The sequence below is a fragment of the Enterococcus bulliens genome (genome assembly GCF_053761865.1).
In genome coordinates, this window is the sequence record NZ_JBSMXK010000011.1 from 37049 (window position 1) to 49779 (window position 12731).

Genomic DNA, 12731 nt, shown 5'->3' on the forward strand with positions numbered 1-12731 from the left:
TTGAAAGGGCTTATCATAGAAATCAAGAAGGAGTGTGAGTGAGATGACGACACAATATGAAAAAGCAATTTTTGCAGGTGGCTGTTTTTGGTGTATGGTTCATCCTTTTGATGAATATCCTGGAGTGATCTCAGTTGTATCAGGATATACAGGAGGACATGTGGTCAACCCTTCATATGAACAAGTGACTACAGGAACTACTGGGCATACGGAAGCAGTTGAAATTACGTACGACCCTAATGTTTTACCTTATGAAAAATTAGTTGAGATTTATTGGCAACAAACAGATCCGACTGATGCATTTGGTCAGTTTGCTGATCGTGGTGATTCTTATCGTCCAGTTATTTTTTACACGACTCCAGAGCAAAAAGAAATTGCCGAAGCTTCTAAACAAGCACTAAACGATAGTGGTAAATTTGATACACCGGTTGTGACAAATATCGAAGCCGCACAACCGCTTTATCCGGCCGAAGACTATCATCAAGATTACTATAAAAAAAATAGTTTTCATTATGGATTGTACCGAGAAGGATCAGGTCGAGGTAAATTTTTAAGAAAACATTGGAAAGATGCGCAATAAAAGGTGGGATAAATTATGTATGAAGACTTAGTTGGTAAAGTAGTGGTGGTTACAGGTGGTTCTAAAGGAATCGGAACGGCGATTGCAGAACGCTTAGGCAAAGAGAAGATGAAGGTCATCATCAATTATCGTTCAGATGACGATGGGGCGGATGAGGCTGTTCAATTAGTTGAAAAAGCTGGTGGACAAGCGATAGCTGTTCAATCTGACATCAGTATAGAAGAAGGTGTAGCTACCTTGATCAAAAAGGCTATCGAACATTATCGAAGACTAGATGTGTGGATCAATAATGCAGGGATGGAAAATCAACAGCCAACACATCAGCTTAGTTTAGAAGACTGGCAACAAGTGCTCGATGTCAATTTGACGGGGGTATTTATCGGTTCGAAAGCTGCCTTAGCTTACTTTGTCGAACAAAATATTCCAGGTGTGATCTTAAATATCTCTTCAGTTCATGAACAGATTCCATGGCCGACTTTTGCACACTATACTGCATCAAAATTTGGTGTGAAAGGCTTTACGCAAGCAATCGCAATGGAATATGCGAGCAAGAATATTCGAGTCAATAGTATTGGGCCTGGTGCTATTGAAACACCGATCAATGCTGACAAATTTGAAGATGCACAAAAACGTGCAGAAACGGAAGCGATGATTCCAATGCAACGTATCGGAGATCCAGAAGAAGTTGCGGCAGCGGCAGCTTGGTTGATTTCTAAAGAAGCAAGCTATGTGACAGGAGTTACGTTGTTTGTTGACGGTGGAATGACACTATATCCAGCGTTTCAAGATGGTAAAGGCTAAACATAGATTATGGTAGAAGGAGGTAGCCTAAAGAAATAAGCCAAATAATTCCGATAGTGGTTTCACCTGTTTTGGGAATTATCTAGCTTATTTCTAAAGAAGTGACTTCTTGAACGCTATTTGTTTGATTGTTAAGGGATGTGACAGATTTCGGTCACATCCTTTTTTAGTGTCGAACATCTCCTTTGAAAAAGAGAGAAACCGTTCCAGGACCAGTATGAGAGCCAATTACCGTTCCAATCGAAAAAATAGTGATATGATCACGAAGTTCTGGGAAAGTAGAAGTTAGTTGTGTTTCTAAAGCTAAAGCGTCATCTAAGCAATCTGAGTGAGAAATAAAACAGTGCGGTATATTATCTAAATCTTGCACATGTATTTGGAATTGCTCACAAAGTGCGCGAATGGCCTTTTTCTTACCTCGTACTTTATGATGAGGTGTTAACATTCCTTTAGCATCCATCATCATGACTGGACAAATATGTAAGGCGCCACCAATCGCTGCTGTCGTTGCACTAATGCGACCGCCACGTTTGTAGTATGATAGATCGGTTGAAAAAAACCAATGTTGGATGTGCAAACGTGTCTTTAACGCAAACACTACCGTTTCATTTAGGCTAGCACCTTGTTGTTTTTGTTTTGCTACTTCTAAAAGCAATAAACCATAACCTGAAGAAGCAGCTAGAGAGTCAATAATCTCGATTGATCGATCAGGAAATTGTTCTTTCAAGAGTTCTTTTGCCATACAAGCAGATTGGTAATCGCCAGAAAGACCAGAAGAAAAAGCGATATGTAGGATATCTCTTCCCGCTTTTAAAAAGGAAATGAAAAATTCACAGTAAGCAGCAGGATTGTTTTGTGAAGTCGTAGGCATTGCGCCATGTTTTATTGCTGTATAAAATTCGCTATAAGTCATACTTTGGCCAAAGTCATCGACGTATTGTGTCTCATTTAGTTGAAAATGAAAGGGAAGATAAGCGATCGAATATTCGGCTAGTTGTGCCAAAGAAAGATCGACTGTAGAGCTACAAGTAAGTTGATAGTCGGACATAAAAAACCTCCAGTTATGTGCCATAAAACTAAGAAATACGCTCATACAAAAATGTATGAGCGTATTTAGTATAGATTATAAAGTTTTCCATGTCCAATCCGTTACTTCAGGAATATCCATACCATTTTCACGGATATAGTCATGGTGATAGGCTAATGTATCATCCATTTTTGCCATAAACTCGTGTGCTTTTTCACCAAATACATGAGCAGCTGCATCTTTAGCTAGGTGGAAACGATCCAATTCGCTAAACACACGCATATCAAATGGTGTCGTGATATCACCATTTTCACGATAACCATGGATCAACACATGATGGTTTTTGCGATCAAAGAAGATATCACGGATCATATTTTCGTAACCGTGGAAAGCAAATAACACAGGTTTATCTGTCGTGAAGTACTCGTCGAATTCTTCGTCGCTCAAGCCACGTGGATCAATTGACGGATGACGTAATTTTAATAAGTCTACGATATTGATGAACCGGATTTTAAGTTCAGGGAATGCTTCATGTAAAATAGAAACCGCAGCCAACGCTTCTAGGTTTGGTTCGGTACCAGCTGAAGCTACAACTAGATCAGGTTCTTCATGTTCAGCTACCGTACTTGCCCAGTCGATAATTTTTAATCCTTCATTGACTAGGATCTCTGCTTCTTTGGCAGAATAAAATTGCGGGCGTGGATGTTTAGATGAGACGATCAAGTTGATTACTTGCTCATCTTGTAGAGCTTTATGCATTGCGGCCATTAAACTATTGGCATCTGCCGGTAAATATTCTCGGATAAATTCAGGTTTTTTCTCAGCTAAATGCGTCAAAATACCTGGATCTTGATGTGTGTAACCATTGTGATCTTGTTGAAAAACAGTTGAAGTTGAGATCACATTTAACGATGGATAGCGTTTGCGCCAGACGTGTTCATTAGCTTTACGCATCCATTTAAAGTGTTGTGTCAGCATTGAATCTACGACACGTAAAAATGATTCATAGCTTGCAAAGAAACCGTGTCGACCAGTTAATACATAGCCTTCTAAAAATCCTTCTGATTGATGTTCTGATAGTTGTCCGTCGATAACACGACCAACTGAACTTTGCCACTCATCATCGCTATTTTTAGGTTCTAACCATTGACGATCAGTCACATCAAACACTTTGTTCAGACGATTAGATTTTGTCTCATCAGGTCCAAAGATACGGAAATTCGTCGGATTATGTTTCACGATATCACGCGCATGTTCACCAAATACGATCATATCTTGCGCCATGACTGCACCGGGTGTTGTTGTATCTACAGCATATTGTTTCCAGTCGGGCATAACAAGTGGTTTAGGATCGAGTCCACCTGTTGTGATCGGGTTGGTCGACATTCTACGGTCGCCTTTTGGTGCTATTTCTTTTAATTCATCGATTAATTTTCCTTCTGTAGTAAATAGTTCTTCAGGACGATAAGATTTCAACCAATCGATCAATTTGTCGATATGTTCCATATGATGTGCATCCACTGGGATTGGGACTTGATGAGCTCGGAACGTTCCTTCGATTTTTTCATGATCCCATTCTTTCGGTCCAGTCCAACCTTTTGGTGTTCTAAATAAAATGACTGGCCAATGTGGCATTTGAGCGTCTTTAGCGGGATGTTTGCGTGCATCTTCTTGGATAGTATGGATCTCTTCGATCACGTGATCTAAAGTTTCAGCCATGATCGGGTGTACTTTTTTGGGATCGTCACCTTCGACGATATACGGTTTCCAACCCATCCCTTCGAAATATTTGATCAAATCTTCATTTGATTTGCGTGATAGAATCGTTGGATTGGAAATTTTTCCGCCATTTAAGTAAAGAATCGGCAATACCGCTCCATCGTTTACTGGGTTGATAAAGGTGTTTGAAAACCAACCAGCAGCTAAAGGTCCAGTTTCCGATTCACCATCACCAATCACAGTCGCTGCAATCACATCTGGATTGTCTAAGATCGCACCAGTCGCATGTGACAAGGCATATCCTAGTTCGCCACCTTCATGGATCGATCCAGGTGTCTCAGGTGCTGCATGTGAGGCGATACCTCCAGGGAATGAAAATTGTTTAAACAACTCTTTCATCCCATGCTTATCCGCCGAGATTTTAGGATAAATTTCTGAATAACTACCATCTAAATAAGAATTTGAAACCATCACTTGTCCACCGTGACCAGGACCAGAAATAAAAAACATATTCAAATCATACTTATTGATCACACGATTTAAATGTGCGTACACAAAATTTTGTCCAGCGATCGTTCCCCAGTGACCAATTGGGTGGACTTTGACATCCTCAGCTGTAATTGGTCGATCCAATAAAGGATTATCTTTTAGGTACAATTGTCCTACAGAAAGATAATTGGCAGCACGCCAATAGGCATCAACTTTGTCTAAATAGTCTTGAGATGAAAAATCTGTCATAGGAAAAACTCCTTTTAAGTATTTTTTACCGTAAAATTACCCTTTAATTGTAAAATAAATCACAAAAATTGTAAAATAATCACGCGTGAAACGAACAAACTTGTTCGTTTCTTAAAATCTCACGTTTATTACCTTGATGTATAAAGTGTGCGTATAAAGACTCGCCGCTTAAAAATAAAAGTCAAATTTTTCTATATTAGTCAAAAAAACTGACACTAATGGCAGTTTTTTTTAGTTTATGCAAATTGTTTTTTAGTTTCTGTCAGTTGTTTAGTCGTAGTGTGAACAGGGATGGTTTTTAGCATTCTTAAGCCATTTAAAATCACTAAAATAGTACTTCCTTCATGACCAACAACACCAAGAGGTAAATTGATAACTTGGAATAAATTCGATAGGATCAACAGGAAAATGACCGATGCAGAAAAAACAATATTTTGTAGTACGATGCGTTTTAATTTTTTCGACATCATATGACTCATTTGTAATTTTTCTAAGTCATTTTGCATCAAGACCATATCGGCTACGTCCATGGCGATATCCGTTCCGCCACCCATCGCGATCCCAATCGATGCATTGGCTAAAGCAGGGGCGTCATTGATACCATCTCCGACCATTGCATTGATTTCATAAATTTCTTTTTGTTGATTGATTAGCGTAGTTTTATTTTCTGGTAAAAAGTCTGCATGGATCTCATCGATTTCAAGTGCATCCCCAATAACTTTAGCAGTAGCGTAATGGTCACCTGTAATCATTGTTGTGTGGATGCCTTCTTGTTTGAAATAAGCGATTGCTGCAGCAGCTTCAGCTTTTGGCACATCTAGTAATCCAAAATAGCCTAAAATCTCTTGATTCTTCGCAAGATAAATCACTGTTTTTCCTTCTTCTTGCCACTGAGAAACTTCTTTTTGGATCGTAGTAGAAAGAGTCAAACCATTTAGAAAACCTTCTTTCCCAACTTTCCAAATATCCTCTTTGATGATTCCTTCTAAACCAAAACCAGTTACATCTTTGATCTCAATATCTGAAATGACTCGCTGTTTATGTTCTTTAAAACGTGTCGTAATCGCTGTAGCTAAAGGATGTGTAGAAGTTCCCTCAATAGTCAATAATACATCTAGTGCTTCTTGTTGTGCTTCGATTGAAGTAGTGGTGAATGTAAAGTCAGTCACCACAGGAGCACCATTAGTCAATGTTCCTGTTTTATCAAAGGCGATTGCTTTTAAAGCAGCTAAATTTTCTAAATAAATTCCACCTTTAAATAAAACACCATTTCGTGCGCCGTTTGAAATGGCAGCAAGCGTAGCTGGTGTAGCACTGGCTACTAGCGCACATGGAGAAGCGACGACAAGTAACACCATTCCACGGTAAAAACTTTCATAGAAACTCCATCCTAAGAAAAGATAAGGGATAAAGATCATTAATGGAATAATGATCAAGACTGCTTTGACATAGATATTTTCAATTTTTTCAATAAAAGATGCTGTTTGGGAAGGAGTGCTTTGTGCTTCGTTTACCAACTGAATGATTTTTGCAAAGAGTGTATCATCAGATTTTGTTGTTACTTTTAGTGTAATCGCGTTTCCCAAATTGATCGTCCCACCAAATAGCATATCCCCAGTTGTTTTTTCAACAGGGATCGATTCACCACTGATTGCAGCTTCGTCGATCGTAGAGAAGCCTTTGACCATCTCTCCGTCGATTGGAATACTAGTCCCCTTTGGAACCATCACTAAATCACCGATCATCAGTGCGGATACGTCGATTTCAGTCGTCGTACCGTCTTGTTCCAAGCGCAGTGCTGTTTCAGGTTGCAATTGCATCAAACTGGCGATTTCTTTTTTGCTCTTATTGGTTGTGTATTCTTCTAGGGCCCCACTTAAAGAGAAGATGAAAATCAACATCGCTCCTTCGAACCAATTTCCAATAATCGCAGCACCGATTGCTGCTAGTGCCATCAATAAGTCAACGTTTAGTGTTTTATTTTCAAATGTGTCAGTCAATCCTTCGATCGTTTGTTTGGCACCACCGGTTAAAATCGCGATAGCAAAAACGACTTGATAAAAAGGGATTGACAGACGTTCCATGACGAATCCGATAATCATAAAAATAAGACAAGATAAGGTAGAACCGATTGCTTTTTGTGAATCGCTCATGAGAATAGCCCCCTTTATTATTTACGAGACTAGTGTAACATGACATTTTCCTAATTGATAATAAAATCATCTAAATGAGAATGAAAGTGATTCTCATTTAGATGGTAAATTCGGTATTCATCTATTCTATTTATGATTTAATTTTTAGTAACTATAATCTGAAGTTCGATTAATCAAGCATTACCGTACGCATACCATCGCTAGCATAGGCACCGTAGCAAGTTTGGATATACATTTTGTGTGAAAAATCGAATAGTTCACTAGCGTATTGATTTGGATAAACGGTAAGACTAGCTGTCACATGATAAACTTGGCTATTCAGGTAGACAGGATCACCGATTTGCAAAGCAAGAACTTTTTGTCCTAGACCAGTAGTATTGCTGTTGTCGACTAGATAGTAATTATGACTAGCCATTTGTGGAGTGTTCCAATGATAAGCTAGAGGTGTATATGTAGGAACCTGTCCGCCGTCTATATTATAAGAACCAATCTGTGCACTGATTCCATCGATGTATAAACCAAAGCTTGGAATTTGCGCTTGAGTTGCAGTTTGAGCAGTCGCAGTCGCTGTTTGAGTTGTTTCAGCAGCTTGAGCATTGAGCAGTCTGTTGTGTAGCTTGTTGTTCGGCCTGTTGTGCAGCTTGCTCAGCAGCTTGTTGTTTTAATGCTTGTGCTTCTTTTGTTTTTTGTTTTTCTTGTAGAGTAGCGGCTAAGTGTTCTTGTGCTTTTTTTGCACTAAGCAAATCAGTATGTTCATCTCGGTAAGCTAAAATTGTATCTAGATTTGGATTATTACTACTCGCATAAATTTGCGTAGCAGTTACGCCTCCAATTAGTGCACTAGCTACGATTCCGATCAGACTCATTTTGATAATTGCTTGTTTGTTTTTTTATGTTTTAAGACCCTTCTTGTTATAAAATAGGGAGCACGTCTACTCACAAGAACTGATTATATAGATGTTGTTTTTTTTATTGCAAAGTAAAACAGGGAAAATGCTGGGTCAAAAAATACATGAATTATGATGATTAGTGAGAAGGAGTTATTGGGGTAGTCAATACAGAAGTTATTTAAACGGTTTAATTTGCTTACAACTGTTGTTTAATTCAATCTAAATAACACCTTCTTAGTGAAAAAAGAAGGTGTTTTTATATTTTTTCGTTATTTTACTTGTATGTACTAGTTTAATACTATAGATTTTATACTAGCACCAGCGATTTTAGGTGGTAAGCTACGAGCGATAATTGGCGTATCGGTTAAAGTTACAGTAAGTTGATCGCCGGCTTTTAACTGACTGCCCGTTAATTTATTGTCGTCTTTATCGGTGATCGTTACGTCTTGTAATAGGAGATAGCCTTCAAATTGTTGATCACCAAGTACCGTTTGGTCCTGGTTTTCTTTACTCGTAGGATCCATTGTCACCAATACTTGATCATTCGTTCCGTTCTCTTTGACTTGCATGGTATAAGTTGCTGTCGTATTCGATTCGCTAGTAGACGTCATATTGCTAGATGTCGTTGTCGTATCGCTAGATGTTGCTGCTTGTTGTTCGTGACTACATGCGCTCAGTGTTAACGCGCACAAACCTGTGATTGCATAGAGATACCAGCGTTTTTTCATGTTTTTCACCTCTAGTTAACTATTTTCTTTTAGTATACCAAATCAAAAAATAAAAATAGATGTAATTTAATGAATGATAGCTTTTCTTAAAATTTCTTGACTTCTTTGGAAGACTTATCGTAGGTTTTTCTTAGAAAATAACGTATAATGACACTACCTTTATATGAAGAAAGGATGAGGAAATGACACTTTATCAAAGTTTTATTCAACATACGAAATTAAGAAGAGTGACTGTATTGCTTTTATTGTTGCTTTTATTTTATCTTTTTCGTAGCATGCTAAGTTTATTTTTACTCACATTTATTTTTACGTTTTTAGCGTACAAAACGATTCGTAAGCTACGTAAATTTGTACCGATTTCTTCCTTTATTTTGACGATCATCTTATATGGCTTGGTTGTCTGTATGGCATATTTTGCATTAACAAAGTATGTTCCAATGCTGATCAATCAAACGATTCAGATGGTTAATTCCGTAGTGGATTTTTATGAACAAACACCAGCAGAATCAAATGACTTTTACTTGTTTATCCAGAAATATATCGAACAGTTCAATATCTTGGGTCAGTTACAAAAAAGTGCGACCTTGATTTTAGCTTATATCCAGAATTTTGGTAAATTAGCAACGGCGATTGTGATGTCATTTATTTTAAGTTTTTTCTTTTTAATAGAAGAAAAAAAGACTTGGCATTTTTCACGTCTATTTTTGAAAGGCGAATTGGCTTGGTTTTTTGAAGATATGCGTTACTTTGCGCATAAATTCGCCAATACTTTTGGAGTTGTGATCGAAGCGCAATTTTTGATTGCGATCATCAATACGACACTAACGATTATTTCGCTATCATTGATGGGATTTACTCAGTTACCGAGTTTAGCGATCATGATTTTTGTTTTGAGCTTGATTCCTGTAGCTGGAGTGATCGTATCGATTATTCCGCTATCTTTTATTGCATATTCACAAGGTGGACTACATGATGTCATTTTAGTTTTAGTGATTGTAGTTGTGATTCACTTGATTGAAGCCTATTTATTAAATCCTAAGTTGATGTCAAGTAAAACGGAATTACCTATTTTTTATACATTTGTCGTTCTTTTGATTAGTGAACATTATTTTGGAACTTGGGGATTAGTAATGGGAGTTCCAGTCTTTGTCTTTTTATTAGACCTATTGAAAGTAAAACCGATCACTCAAGATTAGGATAGTAGGAAATCAAAATTTTTGATTTCCTATTTTTTTTACGTTACGATTTTAATAGGAACTACTTAAGGAGGAACGTCAAAATGAATATTTTTGTTATTGGATCTACTGGTCGTGTAGCACAAGAATTGATAAAAGCGTTAGTTAAGGATGGACACCAAGTGTTTGCTGGTGCGCGTCAACCTGAAAAAGTAGTAGAATCTGAACAAGTTACGCCAGTGAAATTTGATTTACATTGGGATGTACCAGAGATGGCTCAGGCACTTAAAAATGCTGAAGCGGTCTATTATGTCGCAGGTTCTAGAGGGAAAGACTTATTGCAAACTGATTTATTTGGTGCAAAAAAAGCTATGGAAGCGACGGAAAAAGCTGGAATTGGCCGTTATATCCAATTAAGTTCTGCTAATTCTATGCAGCCTGAAACTTGGAAAGGTAGTGGTTTAGAGGCATTGATGGATTACAATATCGCCAAATTATTTGCCGACCACTGGCTGATTGATCACACAGATCTAGAGTATACGATCTTACAACCTGGTAGCCTAGAAGAAGCACCAGCTACCGGAAAAGTAGCGTTAAATAGCGGTGAGTTAGGTAAAAATACAATCCCAGACGTCGCAAAAGTTTTAGCAGGTTTATTGACAAATGAAGCGGCAAAAAAACAAGTTGTTGCCATGCTTAATGGTGATGAAGAAATCAGTGCGGCACTAAATTCTTTATAAAAAAAGCTTTGATCTGATCGTTTTTCAGATCAAAGCTTTTTTGTTTTCATATAACCTTTTGATTTTAACTAGTTATTTTTATCACAATTAGGTAAAATAAAGAAAAAATCAAAGGAGAATAACAATGAGCGAATTACCAAAATGCCCTTTGTGTCAGAGTAGTTACACATACGAAGATCGTGGATTATTTGTGTGTCCTGAATGTGGACATGAGTGGAATGAAGTTGAAGAAGAAATGTTTGCTGTTTATGATAGTAATGGCAATTTACTTTCAGATGGAGACAATGTTTCTATTATCAAAGATCTAAAAGTAAAAGGCTCTAGCACGCCTTTAAAACAAGGAACAAAAGTAAAAGGAATTCGTCTAGTCGAAGGCGATCACAATATCGATTGTAAAATCGATGGATTTGGTCCAATGAAATTAAAATCGGAATTTGTTAAAAAATTATCGTAAAAGAGGAGAATCTTATGACGTATATTGCTTTTTTTGACGTTGATGGAACGCTTTGTACAAGTAGTGGCAAGGTATTGCCTTCAACTGTTGAAGCGATTCAAGCATTTCGTAATGAAGGGAATCTAGCATATATTTGCACGGGACGCTCAAAGCCTGAAATTATTGAGAGTATTTTAGCAATCGGATTTGATGGGATTATTGGTGCAGGTGGAGGCTATGTCACGATCGGTGAGGATGTATTGATCCATCAAACAATGCCTAAACCAATGGTACTCGATATGATTGCTTATTTTGATCAATATGATATCGGTTATTATCTAGAGTCAAATGATGGGTTATTTGCTAGCGAAAATTGTGAACGGAAAATTTCTGAAGCCATTCGTAAAATTGCAAAAGAAACGAAAGTTGCTGAAGAACCTTTATTAGAAAAAATGACGTGGTTTGTCGAGTTAGTCAAACAATTTGATGAGATCCCGATTGATTATGGCAATGTCAATAAAATTTCATTTATCAATAATACCGTACCATTTTTAGAAATTGAACGACGTTACGGTGAAGAATTTCATATGTATCAATCTACTGTTGCTTTATTCGGGCCAGAAAGTGGTGAGATCGCCGTTCGTGGAGTGAATAAACAAACGGCAATTGAGTTTGTTTTAGAAACGTTGAATTTAGATAAAACACAAGCCTTAGCTTTTGGTGATGGTGATAACGATCTGGCAATGTTTGCGGCAGTTGGGTATACGGTTGCGATGGATAACGCGACGGACCGTTTGAAGAAAGTCGCAAATGAAGTAACCGCGGACGCTGATGAAGATGGTATTGCAAAAAGTATGGCAAAGAAATTATGGATCAAAAAAGAAGCGTAACGTTTTCGTTATGCTTCTTTTTCTTGGAGCTGTTCACTTCTATTTATAATGTTTTTTCTTTTTGCCAAACGTCTTTTAAAAAATCATAAGTCAGATCACGAGTTGAGTGTACAAGGGGGATGTCGCCTAAGACTTCTTTAGTACCAACACCGATTGGATGCGCCCCACTTTTAATGATTGCTTCAATTCCAGCTTGCGCATCTTCGATTCCGATACAGTCTTGCGGAGTAAGGTCGACTTCTTTAGCGGCTAGAATAAAAATATCTGGAGCAGGTTTTCCATGAGCTACTTTGCTCGGATCAGCGATTGCGTCAAAAGCTTCAGTTAGTTCCATTTTCTCTAATAAAAAAGGCCCATTTTTACTCGCAGAAGCTAAAGAGCATTTGATTCCAGCTTGTTTCAACTGTTCTAATAAGTGTTTGATACCTGGATAGACATCTTGTGGTGTGACTTGTTGGATCATTTCAACATAGTAGTCATTTTTTCGTGCAGCGAGTTCTTGTTTTTGGGCTGCAGTAAATTGATCACTTACACCGCCATGTGCTAATAGACGCGCTAGAGAATCTTCGCGACTGACTCCTTTTAGTTGCTCGTTAAATTGTCGATCGATCGTCACGCCGATCTCCGCACCTAATTTTTTCCAAGCTTTGTAATGATATTCAGCAGTATCGGTAATCACACCATCTAAATCAAATAATACACCTTTAAACATATGCCTTTTCCTCTCTATTATAGATTTATCTTTATCATATACGCAAACGATTGCATTAGTCAACTAGAAAAAATAATAGATAAATAAAATACTAATTAACTAAAATAAAAAGGTTTACAAAAAAGATAATCAAGATTATAATTTA

General features: G+C 37.6%; 13 protein-coding genes. 6 read left to right on the forward strand and 7 right to left on the reverse strand.

Going from position 1 to position 12731, the window contains the following annotated elements; all coding sequences use genetic code 11:
- The first annotated feature begins 43 nt into the window (after positions 1 to 43).
- Complete coding sequence (gene msrA / locus ACWOEC_RS07065) at positions 44 to 580, forward strand: peptide-methionine (S)-S-oxide reductase MsrA (protein WP_455306962.1); 537 nt, start codon at positions 44 to 46, stop codon at positions 578 to 580.
- A gap of 15 nt (positions 581 to 595) precedes the next feature.
- The gene (locus ACWOEC_RS07070) at positions 596 to 1381 is read left to right on the forward strand and encodes a glucose-1-dehydrogenase (protein ID WP_455306964.1); all 786 of its coding nucleotides are present in this window, start codon (positions 596 to 598) and stop codon (positions 1379 to 1381) included.
- A gap of 166 nt (positions 1382 to 1547) precedes the next feature.
- Here the strand turns inward: ACWOEC_RS07070 and ACWOEC_RS07075 are convergent, their stop codons facing one another.
- From ACWOEC_RS07075 to ACWOEC_RS07100, 6 genes are all read right to left on the reverse strand, one after another.
- Positions 1548 to 2429, reverse strand: a complete 882-nt coding sequence (locus tag ACWOEC_RS07075) for a DegV family protein (RefSeq protein WP_455306966.1) — start codon at positions 2427 to 2429, stop codon at positions 1548 to 1550.
- Between the two features lie 75 nt (positions 2430 to 2504).
- Positions 2505 to 4865 (reverse strand): phosphoketolase family protein, encoded by a 2361-nt coding sequence (locus tag ACWOEC_RS07080; RefSeq protein ID WP_455306968.1) that lies wholly within the window; start codon positions 4863 to 4865, stop codon positions 2505 to 2507.
- A 236-nt stretch (positions 4866 to 5101) separates the two neighbouring features.
- Positions 5102 to 7018, reverse strand: a complete 1917-nt coding sequence (locus tag ACWOEC_RS07085) for a heavy metal translocating P-type ATPase (protein ID WP_455306970.1) — start codon at positions 7016 to 7018, stop codon at positions 5102 to 5104.
- 169 nt (positions 7019 to 7187) lie between these two features.
- Positions 7188 to 7433, reverse strand: a complete 246-nt coding sequence (locus ACWOEC_RS07090) for a hypothetical protein (protein ID WP_455306972.1) — start codon at positions 7431 to 7433, stop codon at positions 7188 to 7190.
- 166 nt (positions 7434 to 7599) lie between these two features.
- A complete protein-coding gene (locus tag ACWOEC_RS07095; RefSeq protein ID WP_455306974.1) occupies positions 7600 to 7884 on the reverse strand; it encodes a hypothetical protein in 285 nt (94 codons plus the stop codon).
- A 311-nt stretch (positions 7885 to 8195) separates the two neighbouring features.
- A complete protein-coding gene (locus ACWOEC_RS07100; RefSeq protein ID WP_455306976.1) occupies positions 8196 to 8636 on the reverse strand; it encodes a hypothetical protein in 441 nt (146 codons plus the stop codon).
- 182 nt (positions 8637 to 8818) lie between these two features.
- Between ACWOEC_RS07100 and ACWOEC_RS07105 the strand changes: the two genes are divergently transcribed.
- The 4 genes from ACWOEC_RS07105 to ACWOEC_RS07120 all read left to right on the forward strand — a co-directional run bounded on the left by ACWOEC_RS07105 (position 8819) and on the right by ACWOEC_RS07120 (position 11874).
- Positions 8819 to 9832: an AI-2E family transporter gene (locus ACWOEC_RS07105; protein WP_297077642.1), complete on the forward strand. Its 1014-nt coding sequence runs from the start codon at positions 8819 to 8821 to the stop codon at positions 9830 to 9832.
- An 83-nt stretch (positions 9833 to 9915) separates the two neighbouring features.
- Positions 9916 to 10551, forward strand: a complete 636-nt coding sequence (locus tag ACWOEC_RS07110) for an NAD(P)H-binding protein (protein WP_455306978.1) — start codon at positions 9916 to 9918, stop codon at positions 10549 to 10551.
- Between the two features lie 124 nt (positions 10552 to 10675).
- Positions 10676 to 11005 (forward strand): zinc ribbon domain-containing protein YjdM, encoded by a 330-nt coding sequence (locus tag ACWOEC_RS07115; protein WP_455306980.1) that lies wholly within the window; start codon positions 10676 to 10678, stop codon positions 11003 to 11005.
- A 14-nt stretch (positions 11006 to 11019) separates the two neighbouring features.
- Positions 11020 to 11874: an HAD family hydrolase gene (locus ACWOEC_RS07120; RefSeq protein WP_455306982.1), complete on the forward strand. Its 855-nt coding sequence runs from the start codon at positions 11020 to 11022 to the stop codon at positions 11872 to 11874.
- 43 nt (positions 11875 to 11917) lie between these two features.
- Here ACWOEC_RS07120 and pgmB read toward each other — a convergent pair whose 3' ends face one another.
- The gene (gene pgmB, locus ACWOEC_RS07125) at positions 11918 to 12586 is read right to left on the reverse strand and encodes a beta-phosphoglucomutase (protein ID WP_455306984.1); all 669 of its coding nucleotides are present in this window, start codon (positions 12584 to 12586) and stop codon (positions 11918 to 11920) included.
- Positions 12587 to 12731 lie beyond the last annotated feature (145 nt).